We start from the raw sequence: 21,996 nt of genomic DNA on the forward strand, positions 1-21,996 counted from the left end.
GCCGGTCGCGGTCAGCCGTGCAGGAAGCGCAGGGCGTTGCGGGACAGCAGCTTGTCGCGCTGGTCGGCGGTGAGGAAGTCGGCCTTGCGGACCACCTGACCGGCCGGCCGCTCCCCCAGCGGGTACGGGTAGTCGCTGCCGACCAGCACCCGGTCCTCGCCCATGGTGTCGACCAGCAGCCGCAGCGCGGCCGGGTCGAAGACCACCGAGTCGACGCAGAACCGGTCGACGTAGGCGCTCGGCGGGGCGCTGGACGCGCCGCGGACCAGGTCGCCGCGGCGGTGCCAGGCGTTGTCGGCGCGGCCCAGCCAGAACGGGAAGCTGCCGCCGCCGTGCGCGAAGCAGATCCGCAGCGTCTCCGGCACCCGGTCGAGGACCCCGCCGAGGATCAGCGCCAGCACCGACAGGTGCGTCTCGGCGGGCATCCCGGTCAGCCAGCGGGCCATCCACCGGTCCAGCCGGGGCCCGCCCGGCATGTCCCACGGGTGCACGAAGACCGGCGCGCCCACCTCGGCGCAGTGGGTCAGGAACTGCACGATGCCGGCGTCGTCGAGGTCGCGGTCGCCGACGTGGTTGCCGATCTCCACCCCGGCGTGCCCGGCGGCCAGGCAGCGATCCAGCTCCGCGCAGGCGGCGTCCGGGTCCTGCAACGGCACCTGGCAGAACGGCACCAGCCGGTCACCGCCGGCCGCGGTGACCGCCAGGGTCAGGTCGTTGAAGATCCGGGCCACCTTCACGGCCTGGTCGGCCGGGCGGTCATAGCTGAAGAAGACCGGGGTGGGCGAGACGACCTGCACGTCGACGCCGTCGGCGGCCATGTCGGCGAGCCGCGTCTCCGGGTCCCAGCACTCCGCGCCGACCGGCCGGAACTCCGTCTCCCCCACCATGATCATGGCGGCGCGTTCGGAGTCCACCCGGAGCCAGGGCCAGCCGGACCCGCCGCAGGCCGCGGCGAGGTCCGGCCACCCCTTGGGTACGACGTGCGTGTGCACGTCGACGACGCGTGGGCGCATCAGCCCTTGCCCGGGTGCAGCGCGCCGCAGGCGGTGCAGGTGCGGGCCTTCTCGTCGGCGTAGAACGCCGCGAAGACCGGCGGCAGGTCGGCGGCGATGTCGCGGACCTGGAGTTCCACCTCGTGCACCTTGTGGTGGCACTCGGGGCAGTACCACTGGAACTTCTCCAGCGTGCCCTCCTCGCGGACCCGCTCGATGACCATGCCGATCGAGCCGGCCTCGGGGCGCTGGGGCGAGTGCGGGGTGTTGCGCGGCAGCATCCACATCTGACCCTCGCGCACGTGCACCGTACGCGGCCCCTCGGGCAGCATCAGGTTGATGTGCATGTTGCCCTTGACCTGGTAGAAGAACTCCTCGTACGGGTCGACGTGGAAGTCGGTCCGCTGGTTCGGGCCGCCCACCACCATGACGATGAAGTCGTCGCTGCCCGGCAGCATCTCCTTGTTGCCCACCGGCGGCTTGAGCAGGTGCTGGTTGTCCCCGATCCAGCCGGAGAAGCTGAACGGCTCGGCGATCTCACTCATGACGGACCTCCCGACGGAAGTAGGGCCACGGCCTGCATCTCGATCAGCAGGTGCGGGTGCGGAAGCTGGTGCACGGCCACCGTGGTCCGGGTGGGCCCGGTGGCGTCGAAGAACTCCGCCCACACCTCGTTGTAGCCACCGAAGTCGTTCATGTTGACCAGGTAGCTGGTGACCTGCACCAGGTCGGCCAGGTCGGCGCCGGCCGAGCGGAGCAGGTCCCGGATGTTCTCGATCACCGCCCGGGTCTGGGCCCGGATGTCCAGGTCGGTGGTGCCGAACTCGTCCACCACGACACCGGCGAAGGTGTTGTCCGGCCGGCGCGATGACGTACCCGACACGAAGACGAACCCGCCGGCGACCTTGACGTGCGGGAAGGCGCCGCGCGGCACGGCCTTACCGGCCACCACCCGGGCCGTCACGCCGTGGCCCGCAGGGAGGCCGTGCCGAGCTTCTCCACGACGGCCCGGACGTGCGCGCCGGGGCGCAGGGGCACGGCCGCGGTGGCCGCCCCGGCCAGGAAGACCCAGCCCTCGCGGAGCCGGACACCGTGCCGGCCGGCCAGGCGGATGCCCTCGTCCAGCGCGCGGCGCGGGTCGCCGAGGATGGCGGCGGTCGAGCCGACCTGGGCCACCCGACCGTCGATCTCCAGCAGCACGCCGAGGTTGTCCAGGCCGTCCGGCACCGGCGACCAGGGTCCGACCACGAACGCGGCGGCCGAGGTGTTGTCGGCGACGACGTCCGGCAGCGAGAAGGTGAAGTTGGCGTACCGGGAGTCGATCAGTTCGATCGCCGGGGCGACCGCGCGGACCGCCTCGGTGAACGCGCCGACCGGCTCACCGGCCTCGGGGAGGCGGTCCAGCAGGAACGCCACCTCCGGCTCGACCCGGGGGTGGATGAAGTCGGCCACGTCGACCGTGCCGCCGTCCGCCACCCGCATCGCGTCGGTGAGCCGACCCCAGATCACCTCGTCGACGCCGACCTGCGCCATCTTCGCCTTGCTGGTCAGCCCCATCTTCAGCCCGACCAGCCGCTCGCCCCGGTCGAGGCGACGCTTCAGCAGCGCGGCCTGCACCGCGTACGCGGCGTCCACGTCGAGGCCGGTCTCGGCGGCGAGCTGCGGGATCGCGGTGGCCTGGTCGGCCGCCGCGCCCAGCTTCTCGGCGATCCCCGCGATGTCCGGTCCGATCATGAGTTCTCCTTGCCGGCCAGGTCGAGTGCCACGTCCACGATCATGTCCTCCTGGCCGCCGACCATGCGGCGCCGGCCCAGCTCGACCAGGATCGAGCGGACGTCGACCCCGTACTTGGTCGAGGCCCGCTCGGCGTGACGGAGGAAGCTGGAGTAGACCCCCGCGTACCCGAGGGAGAGCGTCTCCCGGTCGACCTGGACCGGCCGGTCCTGGAGCGGGCGGACCAGGTCGTCGGCCGCGTCCATCAGCGCGAACACGTCGCAGCCGTGCTTCCAGCCGTGCAGTTCGGCGACCGCGACGAAGACCTCCAGCGGGGCGTTGCCGGCGCCGGCGCCCATGCCGGCCAGCGACGCGTCCACCCGGACGGTCCGGCCGTGCGGGGCGTCCGCGCCGGCGGGCCCGGGGCCGGGGATGCGGCCGTGCTCGACCGCCAGCACGCTGTTGGCCACGCCGAGCGACAGGTTGTGGTGGGCGTGGATGCCGATCTGCGTCTCCGGGTCGAGCACCTGTCGGTACGCGTCGATCCGCTCGGCCACGTCGGACATCAGCAGCCGCCCGCCCGAGTCGGTCACGTAGACGCAGTGCGCCCCGTACGACTCCATGAGCTTGGCCTGCGCGGCCAGCCCGGCCGGGTCGTTCATGTGCGACATCATGAGGAACCCGGAGACGTCCATGCCGTTCTCCCGGGCCCAGGAGATGTGCTGGGCGGAGATGTCGGCCTCGGTGCAGTGGGTGGCGATCCGCACGCTGGTCACCCCGAGCGCCTTGGCCGCCTTCAGGTCGGCGATGGTGCCGATGCCGGGCAGCAGCAGGGTGGTGAGCTTCGCGCTGGTCAGCACCTCGGCGGCCGCGGAGATCCAGTCGGCGTCGCCGGCCGCGCCGTGGCCGTAGTTGACGCTGGAGCCGGCCAGGCCGTCGCCGTGCGCCACCTCGATGGCAGCCACCCCGGCCGCGTCGAGCGCGGCGGCGATGGTCCGCACCTGGTCCACCCTGTACCGGTGGGCGATGGCGTGCATGCCGTCGCGCAGCGTCACGTCCTGGATGTAGAGGTCGGTCATCGCGCGGCCGCCTTTCGGAGCGTGACCAGCCGCTCCGCGGTGCGCAGCGCGGCCGAGGTCATGATGTCCAGGTTCCCGGCGTACGCGGGCAAGTAGTGCCCGGCGCCGGAGACCTCCAGGAAGACCGACACCTGGAGCCCGGTGAAGTGCCGGCCCAGCACCGGCGCGTACGTGTCCACCCGGTCGAACTGCACGTCCTGCTTGAGCCGGTAGCCCGGGACGTACTCCTGCACGGCCTTCACCATGTCGGCGACGGAGGCGGCGATCGCGGCCCGGTCGGCGTCGGCGTCCGGGCAGAGGCAGTAGACGGTGTCCCGCATGAGCAGCGGCGGGTCGGCCGGGTTCAGAACGATGATGGCCTTGCCACGCTCGGCGCCGCCGACCACCTCGATGGCCCGGGCCGTGGTCTCGGTGAACTCGTCGATGTTGGCGCGGGTGCCCGGCCCGGCCGACTTCGAGGCGATCGAGGCGACGATCTCCCCGTACGCCACCGGGGTGACCCGGCCGACCGCGTGCACGATCGGCACGGTCGCCTGCCCGCCGCAGGTCACCATGTTGACGTTGGGCTCGCGCAGGTGCTCGTCGAGGTTGACCGGCGGCACCACGTACGGGCCGATGGCGGCCGGCGTCAGGTCGACCACGGTCCGGCCGTGCGCCCGCAGCACCGCGTCGTGGTGCCGGTGCGCCCCGGCCGAGGTGGCGTCGAAGACCAGCTCGACGTCGGCGAACTCGGGCAGCGCGACCAGGCCGTCCACACCTTCGGCGGTGGTCGCCACGCCCAGCCGGCGGGCCCGGGCGAGGCCGTCGGAGGCCGGGTCGATGCCGGCCATCGCCACCATGCGCAGCCCGGTGCTGAGCCGCAACACCTTGATCATCAGGTCGGTGCCGATGTTGCCCGACCCGAGCACCGCCACGCCGACAGTCATCGCGTCTCCTTGGAGAAACAGGTCCGCACCGAGCCGAGCCCGGAGATCCGCGCCTCGTACGCCGCTCCAGGCGTCACCGGCACCATCGGGCCGAGCGCCCCGGAGAGCACCACGTCCCCGGCCTTCAGCGGGTCGCCGGCGCGGGCCATGGTGCCGGCCAGCCACTGCAGCGCGTGCAACGGGTTGCCGAGGCAGGCCGCACCGGCGCCGACCGAGACCGGCTCGCCGGCGTGCTCCAGCACCATGCCGCAGAGCCGCAGGTCCACGTCGGCCAGCCGGCGCGGGGAGGTGCCGAGCACGAACAGCCCGCTGGAGGCGTTGTCCGCCACAGTGTCCACGATGGAGATGTCCCAGCCGGCGATCCGCGAGTCGACGATCTCGATGGCCGGCAGCACGTGGTCGACGGCCCGGATCAGGTCGACGGTGGTGACCCGCTCGTCGGGCAGGTCGGCGCCGAGCACGAAGGCGATCTCCGCCTCCACCCGCGGCTGGAGCAGCCGGCTCATCGGCACCTCGACGCCGTCGCCGACCGCCATGTCGTCGAAGAGCACCCCGAAGTCGGGCTGGAAGACGCCGAAGTTCTCCTGCACGGCGCGCGAGGTGAGGCCGATCTTGGCACCGACCCGGCGGTGGCCCTTGCCGAGCCGCTGCCGGGTGTAGACCTGCTGCACCTGATAGGCCGCCTCGATGTCGCCCTCCGGCAGCAGCCGCCCGCGCAGCGGCGGGCACGGCTTCTCCTCCTGCCGGGCCACGGCCAGTTCCCGGTTGGCGGCTTCGATGTCGACGGTCATCCCGGCTCCTCGCTGCGAACGCTGACGGCGCTGGCGGGGGTTCGCGACTGCGGGGCTCGCCACCCCGGCTCGCTCCTCACGCTCACGATGCGAGCCATTCTGCCCCGACCGCGCACTCATGCGAGGTCCACGCAGACGTTCGTGAGTTCGGAATAGAAGTCGAGCGAGTGCACGCCACCCTCCCGGCCGATGCCGGACGCCTTCACCCCGCCGAACGGGGTGCGCAGGTCGCGCAGGAACCAGGTGTTCACCCAGACGATGCCGGCGTCCAGCCGGGTCCCGGCCCGGTGCGCCCGGCCCACGTCCCGGGTCCACACCGTCGCCGCCAGGCCGTAGTCGGTGCCGTTGGCCAGGGCGTACGCCTCGTCCTCGTCGTCGAACGGCGCGACGTGCACCACCGGGCCGAAGATCTCCTCGGTGTTGGTGCGGGCGTCCGGACCCAGCCCGGTGAGGACGGTCGGCTGCACGTACGCGCCGCCGTCGCGGGCGTCGCCGAAGCGCGGCGTCCCGCCCCCGGCGCGCACCTCGGCGCCCTCGGTGCGGGCCAGCTCGTAGTGGCCCAGCACCTTGTCCCGGTGGGCGTGCGAGATCAGCGGCATGTTCACCGTGGCCTCGTCGGCCGGCCAGCCGTACGCCAGTTCGTCGGCGCGCTTGGCCAGCCGGGCGGTGAACTCCTCGAAGACCGGCCGCTGCACGTAGATCCGCTCGGTGCAGAGGCAGACCTGTCCGCCGTTGGTGAAGCTGGACCGGACCGAGCCGGCGACCGCCGCGTCCAGGTCGGCGTCGGCGAAGACCAGCCCGGCGTTCTTGCCGCCCAACTCGAAGCTGACCGCCTTCACCCCGTCCGCGGCGGCGCGCATGATGGCGCTGCCGGTGGCCGACTCCCCGGTGAAGGTGATCGCGTCGACGCCCGGGTGCCGGGTGAGGTGCTCGCCGGCCGAGCCGGGGCCGAAGCCGTGCACCAGGTTGAACACGCCCTCGGGCACGCCCGCCGCGGCCATCACCTCGGCGAGCAGGGTCGCCGACGCCGGCGTCTCCTCGCTGGGCTTGACCACCACGGCGTTGCCGCAGGCCAGGGCCGGGGCGACCTTCCAGGTGAGCAGGAGCAGCGGCAGGTTCCACGGCACGATGATCGCGACCACGCCGACCGGCTTGCGGACCGCGTAGTTCAGCGCCCGGCCGCCGGTCGGGGTGACCGTGGTGAACGACTCGGTCGGCGCGGTCGCCACGATCTCGGCGAACGCCCGGAAGTTGGCCGCCCCGCGCGGGATGTCCAGCGTGCGGGCCTGGGAGATGGCCTTGCCGGTGTCCGCGACCTCGGCGGCGACCAGGTCGTCGAAGCGGCGTTCCAGCTCGTCGGCGACCCGGCGGAGCACCTCGGCGCACTCCCGCTCCCCCATCCGGCCCCACGGGCCGCGCAGCGCGGCCCGGGCCGCGGTCACCGCGTCGTCCACGGTGGACTCGCCCGCCTCGACCACCTCGAAGACCGGCTCACCGGTCACCGGGCTGCGCTTGGTGAACCGCGGCCCGGCGTCCACGAAGGAACCGCCGACGAAGTTGCGCAGCAGGCCCGGGCCGTCCGGTGCGTGCCCGGCCATCAGCCGGGGATCCCAGAGGGTCATCCTCGCCTCCCTCGGCCGAGCGCCACCGCCGCCCCGGCCAGCGCCGCCACCGCACCGGCGGCCACCGCCCCCACCACCCCGTACTGCCGGCGCACCCGGCGGCGCACCTCGGCATAAGGGGTGGTGGAGAAGGAGACCAGCTCGTACTGCGAGACGTAGCGGCCGGGCAGGGCACGCTCCAGCGCGTGCTCGATCTTCTTGCGGGTCTGGAACACCGGCGAGGCGACCTTGTCCCGCATCTCCACGAAGTTGGTCAGCGCCATCCGGGCGATCGCCTCGGCGTTGGCCTGCCGGCGGTGCTGGAACAGCGGCAGCGCCGACGCCCACTGGTCGCCGCACTCGTCCAGGCAGCGGTCCAGCTCGACCACGTCCTCGAAGGCGCAGTTCGCGCCCTGGCCGTAGAACGGCACGATGGCGTGCGCCGCGTCGCCGAGCAGGCCGACCCTGCCGGCCACCTGCCACGGCGTGCAGCGGACCGTGCCGAGCACCCCGACCGGGTTGTGCTGGTAGTCGTCGACCAGGTTCGGCGCGAGCGGCCCGAGGTCCGGGTAGTGGGTGGCGAAGTACGTCTCGATGGCGGCCGGGCTGCCCAGCGAGGCGAAGCTCTGCGTGCCGTGGGTCGGCCAGAACAGCGTGCAGGTGAAGGAGCGGTCCGGGTTCGGCAGCGCGATCATCATCGAGGTGCCGCGCGGCCAGATGTGCAGCGCACCCGGGTCCAGGGCGAACTCGCCGCCGATCGGCGGGATGGTGAGTTCCTTGTAGCCGTAGTCGAGGAAGTCCAGGCTCTCGCTCACCGCCCCGTACGCCAGCAGTTGCCCGCGCACGGCGGAGCCGGCGCCGTCGGCGCCGAGCACGACCGACGCGGTCTCGCTGACCTTGCCCTGTGGGGTCTCGAAGGTCATCTCGCCGGTGACCGGGTCGAGCCCGACGAGCCGGTGGTCGAAGGCGATCCGCACGCCGGGCAGCGCGGCGGCGGCGTCGAGCAGCGCGTTGTTCAGCGCGCCCCGGCTGATCGAGTTGATCGCCCGGTCGCCGGAGACGCTGTACGACTGGAACTGCGGCTCCCCCTCCACCGGGTGGATCATCCGGCCGCGCATGGGCAGCGCGTCGGTCATCACCTGGTGGTCCAGGCCGATCCGGCGCAGCGCGTCCAGGCCGCGCTCGGAGAGCGCCAGGTTGATCGAGCGGCCCCGCTCGACCTTCCCGGTGCGCGGGTCCGGCCGCCGCTCGTAGAGGGCGACCGGGTAGCCGCGCCGGGCCAGGAAGCAGGCCAGCAGGCAGCCGGCCAGCCCGGCGCCGACGACGGCGATCTCCTCGCGTTCCGTACTCATGATTGCTTCTCCACCGTCGCGGCCAGCGCGTCGGCGACCCGCCAGCAGTCGTGGTACGTCGAGTAGAGCGGCACCGGCGCGAAGCGCACGATGTCGGGCTCCCGGGCGTCGGCGATCACGCCATGCTCGTGGCGCAGCCGCTTGGTCAGCTCGTTGGCGCTGCCCGCGCCGATCCGCACGGAGAGCTGGCAGCCCCGGCGGGCCGGGTCGCGCGGGGTGACCACGGTCAGCGGCCGGTCGACGGTCACCTCGTCGAGCAGCCCCTCCAGGTAGCCGGTGAGCCGGAGGCTGCGCTCGCGCAGCGCGGGCATGCCGACCGAGTCGAACAGCTCCAGCGAGGTGCGCACCGGACCCATCGCGAAGATCGGCGGGTTGGAGATCTGCCACGCCTCGACGGTGGCCGGCGGCCGGGACACCGGGGTCATCTCGAACCGGGTGGCCGCCTCGGTGCTCCACCAGCCCTCGAAGCGCGGGAGTGCGGGGTCGCCGAGGTGGCGCTCGTGGACGAAGACGCCGCCGAGGGCGCCGGGCCCGGAGTTCAGGTACTTGTAGGAGCACCAGGCGGCGAAGTCGACGTCCCAGTCGTGCAGGGCGAGGGGCACGTTGCCCGCCGCGTGCGCCAGGTCCCAGCCGACCACCGCGCCGGCGGCCCGCCCGGCGGCGGTGATCGCCGGGATGTCCATCAGCTCGCCGGTCAGGTAGTTGACCCCGCCGAGCAGCAGCAGCGCCACGGTGTGCCCCTCGGCGGCCAGGAAGTCCAGGACATCCTGGGTCCGCAGGGTGTCCTCGCCGGGGCGCGGCGTGAGGCGGACGACGGCGGTGTCCGGGTCCAGGCCGTGGAAGCGCGCCTGGCTGCGCACCGCGTAGCTGTCCGAGGGAAAGGCGCTGTCCTCGATGACGATCCGGGTCCGCTCCCCCGCCGGCCGGTAGAAGCTCACCATCAACAGGTGCAGGTTGACCGTGAGGGAGTTCATCACCACGGTCTCCGCGGGGCGGGCGCCGACCAGTCGCGCGGCCGGCGCGGTCAGGAATTCGTGGTACGGCAGCCAGGGCCGCTTCGCCTCCAGGTGCCCCTCGACCCCCAGCCGCCGCCAGGAGTCCAGGTCGGCGAGGAGTTCCTCCCGGGTGGCCCGGGGTTGCAGGCCCAGCGAGTTGCCGGCCAGGTACGCCACCTCCGGGTAGCGCCCGCCCTCGGCCGGCGGCACGAGGAACAGGTGCCGGTGGCCGGGGTCGGCGGCGTCGAGCGTCCGCGCTTCGGCTTCGGCACCGCCGAAGCCCGGCGGCTCAGTCTCGGTGTTTCGCACGATTCCTCCGGTCACATCGCGGTCCGGGCCGACCACAGCTCCGGGAAGACCACCCGGGCCATGCTCCGCTGCAACCAGGCCAGCCCGGCGGAGCCGCCGCTGCCGACCTTGGCGCCCATCGAGCGCTGCACCGCCTTGATGTGGTGCCAGCGCCAGTCGCCGAACCCCTCGGCCACCTCGGTCAGCGCCTCGCCGAGCAGGCGCAGGTGGTTGTCGGGGCCACCGTCGGCGTAGATCCGCACCCAGGCCGCCTCGACGGCGGGGTGCGACTCGTGCTCGGTCGCCACGTCCCGCTCCAGCAGGTCGGCGGGCAGCTCGAAGCCGCGCCGGGCAAGCAGCGCGACCACGTCGTCCCAGAGGCTCGGCGTGGCCAGCGCGGCGGTCAGCTCGGCGTGCACCTCGGCCTGCCGGCGGAACGGGCGGATCAGCGCCGGGTCGCGCAGGCCGAGCAGGAACTCCAACTGGCGGTACATGGCCGACTGGAAGCCGGAGCCCTCGCCGAGCCGGTCGCGGAAGCGGTTGAAGTCGGCCGGGGTCATCCAGCGCAGCCCCTGCCAGGCGGCGTTGAGCCCTTCCAGGTGCAGGGCGGCGCGGCGCAGCGGGGGCAGCGCGTCCCAGATCCGGTTGGCCCGCAGCTCGCGCTGGGCGTGCCGCAGCTCGTGGCAGGTCAGCCCGAAGTACAGCTCCATGATCTGGCTGACCATCAGGAAGGACATCTCGCCCGGGTCGTCGCTGAGCGGCTGCTGAAGCTGGTGCAGCGTGCTCGCGTGCACGTACGCGTCGTAGGGCACGCGGTCGGCGAACTCCAGGGTCGGCTCACCGCCGTTGCGCGCCGCGCGGACCGCCCGCTGTTGCGAGGTCGCCGGCCGCACCGCTGTCGTCTGTTCCACCGTCATCTCCCTCCGTACGCCGGGGTAGACGACATGATGCCGCTGGTTGATCCGCGGATGGAATGCCTGTTCGACGGCGGTACGGTGGTCTCACCTCTCACACCGAAGGCGTCTTCCGCCCTCGACTTCACGGAAGAAAGGTCCCCGCGTGGACGACATGGACTGGGCGCTGCTGCGCGAACTCCAGGCCGACGCCCGGCTCTCGTACAGCGAGCTGTCCCGCCGGGTGCACCTGTCGCCGCCCGCGGTGGCCGAGCGGGTGCGGCGGCTAGAGGAGTCCGGGGTCATCACCGGTTACCACGCGCACGTCGACCTGACCCGGGCCGGCCGGACGGTGCTCGCGCTGATCCGGATGTCCTGCTACGGGTCCCGGTGCATCCTCAACGACCCCGCCGTGGCGGACTGGCCGGAGATCATGGAGATCCACCGGATCACCGGCGACGCGTGCAGCATGCTCAAGGTGGCCGCCGGCACGATGGGCGAGTTCGAGGGGGTCATCGACCGGCTCGCCCCGTACGGCCAGCCGTCCAGCACCATGGTGCTCTCCACCCCGCTGGACTGGCACCCGGTCACCCCGCTCCCGCCGCCCGGAGCGTCCCCTACCGCCCGACGCCGCTGATCCGCCCCGGGTTTGCCTCCACGCCAGGGGGAATGCAGCCCGCACTGCCCATCAGCAGGATTCCGGTGCGCCGCACCGGAAGGGGGGAATCATGCGAGGGCTCCTGTCACACCGCACGCTCTGGGCCGTTCTGGGGCTGCTCGGCCTGGTCGCGGCGTTCGTCCTGACCACGGCCTCCCCGGTTCGCGCCGGGGAGAACGTCTTCGTCGAGGTGACGCCGAACAGCGTCCAGGCCGGCAGCCGGGTGAGCATCCGGGCCAGCTGCGACAACAACGACCGACAGGCCCAGGTCACCTCGGACGCCTTCGGCCGGGTGATGCTCCGGCCGGACAACGGCTTCCTCACCGGGGCGGTCACCATCCCCGGCAACAAGGCGCCCGGCGACTACCCGGTGAACCTGGACTGCTCCAACGGGAAGACCGCCTCCACCATGCTCACCGTGCTGAACATGGCCCAGCCGAGCAAGGGCCCGGCGACCGGCGGCGGGGGCACCGCGGGCGGCCGGGGCGCCGGCTCGCTGCTGCTGGTCGGCGGCCTGGTCGCGGTGGCGGTGGTGGCCGGGGTGGGCGCCCGCCGCAAGACCGGTAGCCGCTTCTGACGAGGCGCGGCCATGGCCCGCTCACCGCGCCGCCACGATCGCACCGGCCCCGGGCCGGACCCGCGCCGGACCTCCGGCGCGGGCCGCCGGGAGCGCCGGCACCGGATCGGGGCCGGGCTGCGGCTGGTGTCCCGCGCCTCGCGCCGGTTCGCTCGCGCCGCCGGCCACGCCTTCTCGGCCAGCGTCACCACCGCGGACCCGCAGGCCCGCCCGGTGCCGGCGGCACGGCAGGCCGCGGCCGCCGGCCGCTGGCGGTACGCCGCCCAGCGCGGCCCCGGCGCCCCGGTGCTGGTGGTCGCGGCGGTGATGGCGCTGATCGTGGCCATGCTCGGCGTGGAACAGGTGACCGGCATCAGCATGCTGCCGGAGCAGCTCACCGCGGGGCTGCGCCCGCCGCCGAAGAAGTTCCCGGTGCTGTCCGGCAGCCCGCCGACGGACCTCACTATCGGCAAGATCGACCTGCGGGCGCCGGTGCACCGGGTCGGCATCGCCCCGGACGGCAGCATCGCGGTGCCGGACCTCGGCCGGGCCGGCGAGGCCGGCTGGTACGACCAGGGACCCACCCCCGGCCAGTACGGCCCGGCGGTCATCGTCGGGCACGTCGACACCACCACCGGGCCGGCCGTCTTCCACGACCTCAAGGACCTCGACGACGGCGACCGGATCGAGGTGACCCGGCAGGACCGCTCGGTGGCCGTCTTCGAGGTGACCTCGATCGAGCGGTACGGCAAGGAGCGGCTGCCGACGCGGGAGGTCTACGGCGACTTCAGCCGGCCCAACCTGCGGCTGATCACCTGCGGCGGCCGCTGGGTGGGCGGCGAGACCGGGTACGCGGACAACCTGGTGGTCTACGCCTCGCTGGTGAAGGCGCGGCGGTAGCGCCGCTCAGGCCGCCTCGGACTCCGGCTCGCGCAGGTCGAGCCAGTCCGCCCAGCGCGGGTCGGGCGCGCGGTGGCCGAGCACCCGCCAGGCCGTGCCCTTCGGGGCCGCCGGCAGGTTGTGCAACCGCCAGCCCAGCTCGGCCGGCGTCTTGTCGCCCTTGGTGTGGTTGCAGCGGGCGCAGGCGGCGACCACGTTCTCCCAGGCGTGCCGGCCGCCCCGGCTGCGCGGGAAGACGTGGTCGATGGTCTCCGCCGGGCCGCGGCAGTAGGCGCAGCGCCAGCCGTCCCGGGCGAAGATCGCCCGGCGGGAGAGCCCCACGTGGGTGCGGTAGGGGATCCGGACGAAGCGGGTCAGCCGGACCACCGAGGGGACCGGGAGCGCGTTGCGCGCGCTGTGCAGGATGCCGTCGCCGTCGGCCACGCAGACGGCCTTGGCGGACAGCACGAGGATCGCGGCACGACGTACCGACACGACACACAGGGGCTCGTAGGTGGCGTTGAGAACGAGTGCACCGGAACCCGCCGTGGGTCGTATGTCAGGCATCGCGCTCACCCTCCCGGTCCAGCCGCTCCTGCCGCCGCCGCGCCGGGACCGCCCCGCGGGCAGCGGGGAACGACACCGACGCCGGCCGGATCACCGACGTCCGTTGCGCCAATAGTCCCTGATCGCGCCCCGGATTGCACGCACTAATCCGGGGTACCCTCGTGAAGCTTTCTCCGTCCGTGCCAGGATGACCGGTTCCGCCCGCCATGATCGGTCCGCCGCCCCGTCGGCGGGAGCCGGGCGGGTCGCCAGTCAGCGTCCAGCGGCGTTGCGGTACGAAGGCAGGGTGAGTCCCGCCAACCTGCTCCACGCGCTGTCCGCCGTCGACCCCAGCCCGTCCCCGTCCGCCGACTGCCGCACCGACACCTGGTGCAAGAACGTCTGGGACATCACCGGCTCGGCCTGGTTCGCGGAGGGCAGCTACTGGATCGTCCTGAAGCCGCTGCGGATCGCGCTGATCCTGCTGCTCGCCGTGGCCGCCCGCTGGGCGCTGCACCGCACCATCAACCGCCTGGTCCGGACCACCACCGAGGGCGCGGTGCCCACCATGCTCCGCCCGCTGCGGGAGCGGATCCCCAGCGCCACGCTCGAACCGGAGCAGTTCGTGCCGGAGCGACGGCGGCAGCGCGCCGAGGCGATCGGCTCGGTGCTGCGCAGCATGGTCACCGCGTTCATCTTCGGCATCGCCCTGCTCATGGTGCTCAAGGAGTTCAGCTTCGACCTGGCGCCGCTGCTGGCCAGCGCCGGCATCGCCGGCGTGGCCCTCGGCTTCGGCGCGCAGAGCCTGGTCAAGGACCTGATCGCCGGCCTGTTCATGCTGATCGAGGACCAGTACGGCGTCGGCGACACCGTCGACCTGGGCGAGGCGACCGGCGTGGTGGAGGCGGTGGGCCTGCGGGTCACCACGGTCCGGGACGGCCGGGGCGTGCTCTGGTACATCCGTAACGGCGAGATCGTCCGGGTGGGCAACAAGAGCCAGGGCTGGGCCCTGGTCGTGGTCGACCTGCCGATCGGGTTCGCCGGCACCGAGGAGGCCAGCGCGGTGCTGCGTACGGCGGCCGCCTCGGTCGCGCTGGACCCCGAGCTGGCGCCGCAGATCGTCGAGGAGCCGGAGGTGCTCGGCGTCGAGCAGATGACGGTCGACGGCGCGGTGATCCGTACCGTGGTCAAGACCACCGCCGACGGGCAGTTCGCGGTCGGCCGCGAGCTGCGCCGCCGGCTCGCCGAGGCGCTGGAGAACTCGGGCATCACCGCGCGGATCGCGGCGGCCCGGCTCTATCCCGGCCTGCCGACCCGCGCCTCGACCGGCGGCGAGACGGGGACCGGCGGAGCCACCTGACCCGGGCCGCCGGTCGGCTCGCCAGGCCCGACGGTTTTCGGGGGTCGCGCACCGCGCGGCCCCTCGGGTATCGTCCGTTCGTTCAGTCGGAGATGTGACGATCAATCCGTTCACCCTAGCCAGCTGTCAGACGATCGGGCAGAATCCGGTGAACACGCTCCCCAAGGGAGCGTGCTGGTGTCCTCGCTGATCCGTAGATCTGACGACGGTTTCCAGGTCGGACCATCACGAGTGGTCGACCCGGAAACGATGGAGGCGACGGTGTCCGACGAGCGACCCGCCCAGGAGGGGCCGGCCACCTTCCGCGACGTGTTCAGCCTCGCGGAGTTCCGCGTCCTCTTCACGGCCAGCGCTCTGTCCTGGATCGGTGACTACGTCGCGAAGGCCGCGGTAACCGTCCTCGTCTACCGGCAGACCGACTCGGTGGCGCTCTCCGCCGCCGCGTTCGCGGCCAGCTACCTGCCCTGGTTGGTCGGCGGTCCGCTGCTCTCCGCGCTCGCCGAGCGCTACCGGTACCGGCAGGTCATGGTGGCCTGCGACGTGGTCCGGATGGCCCTGATGGTGCTGGTCGCCCTGCCCGGGATGCCGCCCTGGGCGGTCCTCGCCCTGATCTTCGCCGCCACGCTGGCCAACCCGCCGAGCCAGGCCGCCCGGTCCGCGCTGATGCCACAGATCCTCACCGGCGACCGGCTGGTGGTCGGCCTGTCGGTCTCCGTGAGCAGCGGGCAGGCCGCCCAGGTCCTCGGCTACCTGCTCGGCGCGGCGGTGGCCGCGGTCAACCCGGCCGCCGCGCTGCTGATCAACGCGGCCACCTTCGGCCTCTCCGCGGCGCTGGTCCGCTTCGGCCTGCGGGACCGGCCGCCGGCCATGACCGAGGCGCACCGCAGCCACCTGCTGCGGGAGACCGCGGAGGGGTTCCGGCTCGTCTTCGGCCGTCCGGTGCTGCGCGCCATCGCCGTGCTGGTGTTCAGCGCGATGGTCTTCTCGATCGTCCCCGAAGGGCTCGCCGCGGCCTGGGCCGCCGAGCGGGCCGGGGACGGCATGGACACCGGCACCGCCCAGGCGGTCATCATGGCCGCCAACCCGGTCGGGTACGTGCTCGGCGGGCTCGCCGTCGGGCGGCTCGTCGGCCCGACCCGCCGGCTGGCCCTGATGCGCCCGCTGGCGGTGATCGCTCCGGCGGTGCTGGTGCCGGCGCTGCTCGACCCGCCGCCGATCGTGGTGGCGCTCCTCGCCGCCGCGTGCGGCTTCGCGGTGGCGGGGCTCATCCCGGTCGCCAACGGACTCTTCGTCCAGGCGCTGCCGGAGGGCTACCGGGCCCGGGCGTTCGGCGTGATGGCCAGCGGGACCCAGATCATCCAGGGCGCCGCCGTGCTGGCCACGGGGGCGCTCGCCGAGCGGTTCGCCATCCCCTCGGTGGTCGGTGTGTGGAGCGCCGCCGGCGTACTGCTGATGCTCCTCGCGGTGCTCACGTGGCCGCGGCCGGCGACGATCGAGGCGGCCGTCGAGAGCGCTCGGGCGGAGTCCGCCGCGACGGCCGCCGCGGGGCGCGGCGGGCACACTCCGGCCCGCGGGGCGGCGGTGGGCGAGCGCAGCCGGCGCCGGCACGCGGTGACCTGACTCCCGCCGGGAGGTGGGCCCGGGCCGCCTCCGGACGGCACCTGGCAGGATGGATGGCGTGACTTCCCCTGGCGAGTCGATGACCCTCTTCGAGGCGATCGGCGGCGAACCCACCTTCCGCAAGCTGGTGGACGAGTTCTACGCCGGTGTCGCCACCGACCCGCTACTGCGGCCGATGTACCCGGAGGAGGACCTCGGCCCCGCGGCCGACCGGCTGACCCTCTTCCTCATCCAGTACTGGGGTGGCCCGCACACCTACTCGGAGCAGCGCGGCCACCCGCGGCTGCGGGTGCGGCACGCCCCGTTCCGGATCGGCGCGGTCGAGCGGGACGCCTGGCTACGCCACATGCGCCGGGCGGTGGACCGGCTGGACCTGCCGCCGCAGCTCGCCGCCGCGCTCTGGGACTACCTGGAGCGGGCCGCCTATTTCATGGTGAACGTGATGGAGGACCCGGCGGCCGAGGGCTGAGCCGGGCGCGGTGGGCGGGCCGTGGCGCCGCCCGGAGGAGTCAGAGCAGGGCGCCCTCGTCGTGCAGCCAGTCGACGAAGGTCGTGGCCACCGCCGCGCCGCAGTCGAGCATCTCGACCAGCAGCGCGTCGTGGGTGCCGGCGCCGAGCGGGACCTGGAGCTCCGCGTAGATGGGCAGCTGGCCGCGCTCGGTCGGGTCGCCGATGTAGGCCTTGCAGAACCGCCGGGTGTGGTTCCACTCGTTGACCACCCGGTAGGCGCGGTCGGCCCAGTCCGGCGGGACCGTCGCGTGCGGCCGGGCCCGCATCACCAGGATCTCGTCCTCGGGGCCCTCCAGCGTGACCAGCACCGCGTGCCGCTCCCACATGGCCAGCAGGTTGCCGTCGCCGTCGGCCAGGTAGCGCACGTCGAGCAGGTCGAGCGCGTCGCAGACCCGGCGGAGGGTGACCGGGGCGACGGTTGCCGGCATGTCGGCGATCACGGGCCGCTCCGCGGCCGCCGCGTCGTCCGCCGGCTGACGGGGGGTCGGTGGCCCGACCCGGACGGTGTCATCCACTGTGATCCCGCTTCGAGTTTCCGGGTCGCCGCCACCGGCGGGACCTGGGCGCCATGACCACCACGGCATCGCTCGCGCACCTCACTCCCCAGCGGATCCAGCCGCCTACGGTGCGTTGGATCCGAGGATGGACGGTACCCGGACAGCCGGCATGAGGCATCCCCCCAACGGTCGCCCCAAACCGGAAGAACGACTAGGGGTCATCCGTTCGGATGAACTCCGATGGGCGTCAGTGCGAGGCCCGCGACCTTCCGCGACCAGGCCGCTCCGTACGGTCCGACGAGGCCGACCCAACGGCCGGCGACGCGTACCTGAACGTTGCCGGCGCCGAGGAAGCCCATCCGGACCAGCCCCTGCACCAGCCGCTGCGGCACCTCCACCGGGGCGTCCGGCGCCTCGTCCGGGGTCACCACCACCGCGACGTGGTCCAGCAGCGCGTCCCGCAGCGCCCGCTGGCCCACCGCCCGGCCCGCCACGCCGTGAGTGGCCGCCTCGCGCAGCGTCCCGGCCGCCGCGGCGGCGATCCGTTCGACCTCGGCGGCGGGCAGCGCCTCCACCGCCCGGCTGGCCGCCGGCGGCAGCGGCCAGCGCCACCCGTCGTCCCGCCGCCGGGGCAGCGCGTCGCCACCCGCCGACAGCTCCGCCAGCAGGTCCCCCGCCGCCACCGTGACGTCGCCCGGCGCCGTGCCCGAGACGGTCCGGACCGCGAGCACGTCCCACGGCAGCCGGGCCCAGAGGGCGGTACGCCCGGTCCCGGGCACCGGCCGGAGCCGGACCAGGGTGCCCGGGTCCAGCCGGACGAGGCGGGCCAGGAAGGCGCCCGCGTCGGGCACCCCGTCCAGCCCGTGCCCGGTGGCCGGCGTGGTCATCCGGGCAGCCCGGGCGCGTACCGGAGCAGAAAGGCCCGCTCGTCCGCGGAGATCCGGCGGGGCCGCTGCGCGGCCAGGTCGAACGGGACCAGCACCGAGCGGGCCCGGCTGGCCAGCACGTCCCGGTCGTAGAGCTCGTAGGCGACGGTGAACGAGCCCGCCTTGATCTCCTCGACCCAGAGCTCGATCCGGACCGTGGGGGCCGCCTCCGCGCTGGCCCGGCCCAGCGCGTAGTCGACCGGGCGCAGGTAGTCGACCTCGTGCCGGCGGATGACCACCCCGTCGGCGAACGAGCCCACTCCCCACGCCCGGCCGCCGGCGAACATCATCGCCACCCGCGCCTCCTCGTAGAGCGTGAGGAAGCGGGCGTTGTTGACGTGGCCGTACGCGTCCAGGTCGGACCAGCGCAGCGCGCAGTCGTAGACGAACCGGTCAGTCACGGGTCAGCTTGCGGTACGTCACCCGGTGCGGCCGGGCGGCCTCGGCGCCGAGTCGGTCGATCTTGTTCTTCTCGTACGCCTCGAAGTTGCCCTCGAACCAGAACCACCGCGACGGGTTCTCGTCGTCGCCCTCCCAGGCCAGGATGTGCGTGGCGACCCGGTCCAGGAACATCCGGTCGTGGGAGATGACCACGGCGCAGCCGGGGAACTCCAGCAGCGCGTTCTCCAGGCTGCCGAGCGTCTCGACGTCGAGGTCGTTGGTCGGCTCGTCGAGCAGGATCACGTTGCCGCCGATCTTGAGGGTCAGCGCCAGGTTGAGCCGGTTGCGCTCGCCGCCGGAGAGCACCTTGGTCGGCTTCTGCTGGTCCGGGCCCTTGAAGCCGAACGCGGCGATGTAGGCCCGCGACGGCATCTCGACCTTGCCCACCATCAGGTAGTCCAGGCCGTCGGAGACGACCTCCCAGACGGTCTTGTCCCCGTCGAGGCCCTGCCGGTTCTGGTCGACGTATGACAGCGAGACGGTGTCGCCGACCCGGACCGAACCGTCGGTCGGCTGCTCCAGCCCGACGATGGTCTTGAACAGCGTGGTCTTGCCGACGCCGTTCGGGCCGATGATGCCGACGATGCCGTTGCGCGGCAGCGAGAAGCTCAGGTCGTCGATCAGCACCCGGTCGCCGAAGCCCTTGGTCAGGTGCGACGCCTCGATCACCGTGCTGCCCAGGCGCGGGCCCGGCGGGATCTGGATCTCCTCGAAGTCGAGCTTGCGGGTCTTCTCCGCCTCGGTGGCCATCTCGTCGTACCGGTCCAGGCGGGCCTTGGACTTGGTCTGGCGGGCCTTGGCGTTGGAGCGGACCCACTCCAGTTCCTCGGTCAGCCGCTTCTTCATCTTGGCGTCGCGGCGGCCCTCGACGGCCAGCCGGGCGGCCTTCTTCTCCAGGTAGGTGGAGTAGTTGCCCTCGTAGGGGTAGGTCCGGCCGCGGTCCAGCTCCAGGATCCAGTTGGCCACGTTGTCCAGGAAGTACCGGTCGTGGGTGATCGCCATCACCGTGCCGGCGTACTTGGCCAGGTGCTGCTCCAGCCACGAGACGCTCTCCGCGTCCAGGTGGTTGGTGGGCTCGTCGAGCAGCAGCAGGTCGGGCGCCTCCAGCAGCAGCTTGCACAGCGCGACCCGGCGGCGCTCACCACCGGAGAGCTGGGTCACGTCGGCGTCCGGCGGCGGGCAGCGCAGCGCGTCCATGGCCAGTTCGAGCTTGGAGTCGATGTCCCACGCGTCGAGGTGATCCAGCTCCTCCTGGAGCTTGCCCATCTCCTCCATCAGCTCGTCGGAGTAGTCCGTCGCCATCTGCTCGGCGATCTTGTTGAACCGCTCCAGCTTGGCCTTGGTCTCGGCGACCGCCTCCTCGACGTTGCCGAGGACGGTCTTGGCGTCGTTGAGCGGGGGCTCCTGGGCGAGCATGCCGACGGTGTAGCCGGGCATGAGCCGGGCGTCGCCGTTGCTCGGCCGGTCCAACCCTGCCATGATCTTGAGGAGGCTGGACTTACCGGCGCCGTTCGGGCCGACCACACCGATCTTGGCCCCCGGCAGGAAGTTCAGCGTCACGTTGTCGAGCACGACCTTGTCGCCGTGCGCCTTGCGCGCCTTTTCCAAGACGTAGATGAACTGGGCCACGGTGCGGGCTACCTCCGTCGGTTGCGATCGCGAGCTGGCGGCGCGGGCGCGGGCTGCGAGGTCCGCCCGCCGCCGCCGGCCGGGGCCGGCCGCGCGCACGCCGTCGTCAATCCTGACAGGTAAGCCCCGCTCCGCCCACATCACCCCGCCCCGGGTACGCGGCGCGCCGCCGCTGTCGACAAGATCACGATGTGGATTCGGCGCTTCCGGGACGGGTAGGGAACTCCGGCACGGGGCAACAGAGGCCGCAGCTACGCTCAGTACGCTCATCGCGGTGGACCCGTCAGCAACCGGAGGTGGCCGATCGTGACCGTCCGTAGCTCCTTTGTCGTTGTGGCGAACCGACTGCCGGTCGACGAGGTGAGCACACCCGAAGGGCGGCAGTGGCGACGCAGCCCGGGCGGCCTGGTGACCGCGCTGCACCCGGTCCTCGCCGAGCACCAGGGCACCTGGGTGGGCTGGGCCGGCGGCACCGGCGCCGCCCCCGAGCCCTTCGACCTGGAGGGGATCCGGCTGCACCCGGTGCCGCTGAGCGCCGAGGAGCTGGAGCGCTACTACGAGGGGCAGTCGAACGCGACGATCTGGCCGCTCTACCACGACGCGGTCGAGACCCCGGCCTACAAGCGGCGCTGGCGCGAGGCGTACCGGCTGGTCAACGCTCGGTTCGCGGAGGCCGCGGCGGACGTCGCGGCCGAGGGCGCCACGGTCTGGGTGCAGGACTACCAGCTCCAGCTCGTGCCGGCGATGCTCCGCGAGCTGCGGCCGGACCTGCGGATCGGGTTCTTCCTGCACATCCCGTTCCCGCCGATCGAGCTGTTCATGCAGATGCCGTTCCGCACCGAGATCCTGCGCGGCCTGCTCGGCGCCGACCTGGTCGGCTTCCAGCAGCGGCTGGCGGCGCAGAACTTCGTCCGGCTGGCCCGGCACCTGCTCGGCCTCCGCTACGAGGGGCAGATGATCCAGGTCGACGGTCGGCAGGTGAAGGCCGGGGCGTTCCCCATCTCCATCGACACCCGGGAGATGGAGCGGCTGGCCGAGGACCCGGCGATCCAGGCCCGGGCCAAGCAGATCCGCGAGGAGCTGGGCAACCCGAAGACGATCATCCTGGGCGTCGACCGGCTCGACTACACCAAGGGCATCGAGCTCCGGCTGAAGGCCTTCCGCGAACTCCTCGCTGACGGAAAGTTGACAGTCCCCGACGCGGTTATGGTGCAGGTCGCCACCCCGAGCCGCGAGCGCGTGGAGCACTACCAGGCACTTCGGGTGAAGGTGGAACGCGAAGTTGGCCGGATTAATGGCGAATTCGGACGGGTCGGCGTGCCGGCGGTGCATTATCTGCATCAGTCGTACAGTCGCTCCGAACTGGCCGCGATGTACGTCGCGGCAGACGTCATGATGGTGACCCCGCTGCGAGACGGAATGAATCTGGTGGCCAAGGAGTACGTCGCATCGCGTGCCGACCAGGGCGGCGCGCTCGTGCTCAGTGAGTTCGCCGGCGCCGCCACCGAGCTGCGTCAGGCCTTCCTGTGCAACCCGCACGACCCCGACGCGGTCAAGGACGCGCTGCTGCGCGCCGTGCACGTCGAGAAACCCGAGGCCCGGCGCCGGATGCGGATAATGCAACGCCATCTGCGCAGCCACGACGTGGGCCACTGGGCCAAGTCCTTCCTGACCGAACTCGGCGTGCCCGATGCGGAGGTTGCGTGAGCGCGTTCCCTGCCCCCACCACTGCACACGGCGGGGT

General features: G+C 72.8%; 23 protein-coding genes. 7 read left to right on the top strand and 16 right to left on the bottom strand.

All coding sequences use genetic code 11. The annotated features are described in order from the left end of the window. Positions 1-11: 11 nt before the first annotated feature. The 11 genes from ACFYPD_RS00125 to ACFYPD_RS00175 form a co-directional block, all read right to left on the bottom strand. Positions 12-1,013: an amidohydrolase family protein gene (locus ACFYPD_RS00125; protein ID WP_387107034.1), complete on the bottom strand. Its 1,002-nt coding sequence runs from the start codon at positions 1,011-1,013 to the stop codon at positions 12-14. Then, positions 1,013-1,537 (bottom strand): 3-hydroxyanthranilate 3,4-dioxygenase, encoded by a 525-nt coding sequence (locus ACFYPD_RS00130; RefSeq protein WP_387107036.1) that lies wholly within the window; start codon positions 1,535-1,537, stop codon positions 1,013-1,015. Before ACFYPD_RS00130 ends, ACFYPD_RS00125 begins: the two co-directional genes overlap by 1 nt. Further along, positions 1,534-1,956: a RidA family protein gene (locus ACFYPD_RS00135; protein WP_387107038.1), complete on the bottom strand. Its 423-nt coding sequence runs from the start codon at positions 1,954-1,956 to the stop codon at positions 1,534-1,536. The genes ACFYPD_RS00130 and ACFYPD_RS00135 overlap by 4 nt, the downstream gene beginning before the upstream one ends. Continuing rightward, positions 1,953-2,726, bottom strand: a complete 774-nt coding sequence (locus ACFYPD_RS00140; RefSeq protein WP_387107040.1) for a 2-keto-4-pentenoate hydratase — start codon at positions 2,724-2,726, stop codon at positions 1,953-1,955. The genes ACFYPD_RS00135 and ACFYPD_RS00140 overlap by 4 nt, the downstream gene beginning before the upstream one ends. After that, the gene (gene dmpG / locus ACFYPD_RS00145) at positions 2,723-3,784 is read right to left on the bottom strand and encodes a 4-hydroxy-2-oxovalerate aldolase (protein WP_387107043.1); all 1,062 of its coding nucleotides are present in this window, start codon (positions 3,782-3,784) and stop codon (positions 2,723-2,725) included. Before dmpG ends, ACFYPD_RS00140 begins: the two co-directional genes overlap by 4 nt. Beyond that, positions 3,781-4,710, bottom strand: a complete 930-nt coding sequence (locus ACFYPD_RS00150) for an acetaldehyde dehydrogenase (acetylating) (RefSeq protein WP_387107045.1) — start codon at positions 4,708-4,710, stop codon at positions 3,781-3,783. Before ACFYPD_RS00150 ends, dmpG begins: the two co-directional genes overlap by 4 nt. Continuing rightward, a complete protein-coding gene (locus tag ACFYPD_RS00155) occupies positions 4,707-5,501 on the bottom strand; it encodes a 2-keto-4-pentenoate hydratase (RefSeq protein WP_387107048.1) in 795 nt (264 codons plus the stop codon). The genes ACFYPD_RS00150 and ACFYPD_RS00155 overlap by 4 nt, the downstream gene beginning before the upstream one ends. 116 nt (positions 5,502-5,617) lie before the next feature. Beyond that, complete coding sequence (locus ACFYPD_RS00160; protein WP_387109062.1) at positions 5,618-7,099, bottom strand: 2-hydroxymuconic semialdehyde dehydrogenase; 1,482 nt, start codon at positions 7,097-7,099, stop codon at positions 5,618-5,620. A 20-nt stretch (positions 7,100-7,119) separates the two neighbouring features. Further along, on the bottom strand, positions 7,120-8,454 hold the full coding sequence (locus ACFYPD_RS00165; protein ID WP_387107049.1) for an FAD-dependent oxidoreductase: 1,335 nt from the start codon (positions 8,452-8,454) through the stop codon (positions 7,120-7,122). Then, on the bottom strand, positions 8,451-9,758 hold the full coding sequence (gene kynU / locus ACFYPD_RS00170; protein WP_387107052.1) for a kynureninase: 1,308 nt from the start codon (positions 9,756-9,758) through the stop codon (positions 8,451-8,453). Before kynU ends, ACFYPD_RS00165 begins: the two co-directional genes overlap by 4 nt. Positions 9,759-9,769: 11 nt before the next feature. Beyond that, positions 9,770-10,654 (bottom strand): tryptophan 2,3-dioxygenase, encoded by an 885-nt coding sequence (locus tag ACFYPD_RS00175; protein WP_387107054.1) that lies wholly within the window; start codon positions 10,652-10,654, stop codon positions 9,770-9,772. A 142-nt stretch (positions 10,655-10,796) separates the two neighbouring features. On the opposite strand from ACFYPD_RS00175, the gene ACFYPD_RS00180 reads away from it, so the two are divergent. From ACFYPD_RS00180 to ACFYPD_RS00190, 3 genes are all read left to right on the top strand, one after another. After that, entirely contained in the window at positions 10,797-11,267 is a 471-nt protein-coding gene (locus ACFYPD_RS00180) for an Lrp/AsnC family transcriptional regulator (RefSeq protein ID WP_387107057.1), read from the top strand. A 91-nt stretch (positions 11,268-11,358) separates the two neighbouring features. After that, positions 11,359-11,865 carry a hypothetical protein gene (locus tag ACFYPD_RS00185; protein WP_387107059.1) on the top strand — a complete coding sequence of 169 codons (507 nt, stop codon included), beginning with the start codon at positions 11,359-11,361 and terminating at the stop codon, positions 11,863-11,865. Positions 11,866-11,877: 12 nt separating this feature from the next. Then, positions 11,878-12,744 (top strand): class F sortase, encoded by an 867-nt coding sequence (locus tag ACFYPD_RS00190; RefSeq protein WP_387107062.1) that lies wholly within the window; start codon positions 11,878-11,880, stop codon positions 12,742-12,744. 6 nt (positions 12,745-12,750) lie between these two features. Here the strand turns inward: ACFYPD_RS00190 and ACFYPD_RS00195 are convergent, their stop codons facing one another. Next, positions 12,751-13,290: an HNH endonuclease gene (locus ACFYPD_RS00195; RefSeq protein ID WP_387107064.1), complete on the bottom strand. Its 540-nt coding sequence runs from the start codon at positions 13,288-13,290 to the stop codon at positions 12,751-12,753. A 286-nt stretch (positions 13,291-13,576) separates the two neighbouring features. Between ACFYPD_RS00195 and ACFYPD_RS00200 the strand changes: the two genes are divergently transcribed. The 3 genes from ACFYPD_RS00200 (at position 13,577) to ACFYPD_RS00210 (ending at position 16,718) form a co-directional block, all read left to right on the top strand. Beyond that, a complete protein-coding gene (locus ACFYPD_RS00200) occupies positions 13,577-14,629 on the top strand; it encodes a mechanosensitive ion channel family protein (RefSeq protein WP_387107066.1) in 1,053 nt (350 codons plus the stop codon). A gap of 249 nt (positions 14,630-14,878) precedes the next feature. After that, positions 14,879-16,249, top strand: a complete 1,371-nt coding sequence (locus tag ACFYPD_RS00205; RefSeq protein WP_387107068.1) for an MFS transporter — start codon at positions 14,879-14,881, stop codon at positions 16,247-16,249. A gap of 49 nt (positions 16,250-16,298) precedes the next feature. Further along, positions 16,299-16,718: a globin gene (locus tag ACFYPD_RS00210; protein WP_387107070.1), complete on the top strand. Its 420-nt coding sequence runs from the start codon at positions 16,299-16,301 to the stop codon at positions 16,716-16,718. Between the two features lie 40 nt (positions 16,719-16,758). Here the strand turns inward: ACFYPD_RS00210 and ACFYPD_RS00215 are convergent, their stop codons facing one another. The 4 genes from ACFYPD_RS00215 to ettA all read right to left on the bottom strand — a co-directional run bounded on the left by ACFYPD_RS00215 (position 16,759) and on the right by ettA (position 20,252). Beyond that, complete coding sequence (locus ACFYPD_RS00215) at positions 16,759-17,343, bottom strand: YbjN domain-containing protein (protein ID WP_313718602.1); 585 nt, start codon at positions 17,341-17,343, stop codon at positions 16,759-16,761. Positions 17,344-17,474: 131 nt separating this feature from the next. Further along, on the bottom strand, positions 17,475-18,143 hold the full coding sequence (locus tag ACFYPD_RS00220; RefSeq protein ID WP_387107071.1) for a hypothetical protein: 669 nt from the start codon (positions 18,141-18,143) through the stop codon (positions 17,475-17,477). Beyond that, positions 18,140-18,583 (bottom strand): acyl-CoA thioesterase, encoded by a 444-nt coding sequence (locus ACFYPD_RS00225; RefSeq protein WP_387107074.1) that lies wholly within the window; start codon positions 18,581-18,583, stop codon positions 18,140-18,142. The genes ACFYPD_RS00220 and ACFYPD_RS00225 overlap by 4 nt, the downstream gene beginning before the upstream one ends. Then, positions 18,576-20,252, bottom strand: a complete 1,677-nt coding sequence (ettA, locus tag ACFYPD_RS00230; protein WP_387107076.1) for an energy-dependent translational throttle protein EttA — start codon at positions 20,250-20,252, stop codon at positions 18,576-18,578. The genes ACFYPD_RS00225 and ettA overlap by 8 nt, the downstream gene beginning before the upstream one ends. Before the next feature lie 306 nt (positions 20,253-20,558). Between ettA and ACFYPD_RS00235 the strand changes: the two genes are divergently transcribed. Further along, positions 20,559-21,959 carry a trehalose-6-phosphate synthase gene (locus tag ACFYPD_RS00235; protein WP_387107077.1) on the top strand — a complete coding sequence of 467 codons (1,401 nt, stop codon included), beginning with the start codon at positions 20,559-20,561 and terminating at the stop codon, positions 21,957-21,959. Positions 21,960-21,996: the final 37 nt, after the last annotated feature.

This window comes from Micromonospora sp. NPDC005299 (genome assembly GCF_042872345.1).
Lineage (GTDB): Bacteria > Actinomycetota > Actinomycetes > Mycobacteriales > Micromonosporaceae > Micromonospora.

What these genes read in the sequence shown, in the direction of transcription:
- ACFYPD_RS00125 (WP_387107034.1), bottom strand. Translation starts at nt 1,013, where the DNA reads ATGCGCCCACGCGTCGTCGACGTGCACACGCACGTCGTACCCAAGGGG.
- ACFYPD_RS00130 (WP_387107036.1), bottom strand. Translation starts at nt 1,537, where the DNA reads ATGAGTGAGATCGCCGAGCCGTTCAGCTTCTCCGGCTGGATCGGGGAC.
- ACFYPD_RS00140 (WP_387107040.1), bottom strand. Translation starts at nt 2,726, where the DNA reads ATGATCGGACCGGACATCGCGGGGATCGCCGAGAAGCTGGGCGCGGCG.
- dmpG (WP_387107043.1), bottom strand. Translation starts at nt 3,784, where the DNA reads ATGACCGACCTCTACATCCAGGACGTGACGCTGCGCGACGGCATGCAC.
- ACFYPD_RS00150 (WP_387107045.1), bottom strand. Translation starts at nt 4,710, where the DNA reads ATGACTGTCGGCGTGGCGGTGCTCGGGTCGGGCAACATCGGCACCGAC.
- ACFYPD_RS00155 (WP_387107048.1), bottom strand. Translation starts at nt 5,501, where the DNA reads ATGACCGTCGACATCGAAGCCGCCAACCGGGAACTGGCCGTGGCCCGG.
- ACFYPD_RS00160 (WP_387109062.1), bottom strand. Translation starts at nt 7,099, where the DNA reads ATGGCCGGGCACGCACCGGACGGCCCGGGCCTGCTGCGCAACTTCGTC.
- ACFYPD_RS00165 (WP_387107049.1), bottom strand. Translation starts at nt 8,454, where the DNA reads ATGAGTACGGAACGCGAGGAGATCGCCGTCGTCGGCGCCGGGCTGGCC.
- ACFYPD_RS00175 (WP_387107054.1), bottom strand. Translation starts at nt 10,654, where the DNA reads ATGACGGTGGAACAGACGACAGCGGTGCGGCCGGCGACCTCGCAACAG.
- ACFYPD_RS00185 (WP_387107059.1), top strand. Translation starts at nt 11,359, where the DNA reads ATGCGAGGGCTCCTGTCACACCGCACGCTCTGGGCCGTTCTGGGGCTG.
- ACFYPD_RS00190 (WP_387107062.1), top strand. Translation starts at nt 11,878, where the DNA reads ATGGCCCGCTCACCGCGCCGCCACGATCGCACCGGCCCCGGGCCGGAC.
- ACFYPD_RS00195 (WP_387107064.1), bottom strand. Translation starts at nt 13,290, where the DNA reads ATGCCTGACATACGACCCACGGCGGGTTCCGGTGCACTCGTTCTCAAC.
- ACFYPD_RS00205 (WP_387107068.1), top strand. Translation starts at nt 14,879, where the DNA reads ATGGAGGCGACGGTGTCCGACGAGCGACCCGCCCAGGAGGGGCCGGCC.
- ACFYPD_RS00210 (WP_387107070.1), top strand. Translation starts at nt 16,299, where the DNA reads ATGGATGGCGTGACTTCCCCTGGCGAGTCGATGACCCTCTTCGAGGCG.
- ACFYPD_RS00215 (WP_313718602.1), bottom strand. Translation starts at nt 17,343, where the DNA reads ATGCCGTGGTGGTCATGGCGCCCAGGTCCCGCCGGTGGCGGCGACCCG.
- ACFYPD_RS00220 (WP_387107071.1), bottom strand. Translation starts at nt 18,143, where the DNA reads ATGACCACGCCGGCCACCGGGCACGGGCTGGACGGGGTGCCCGACGCG.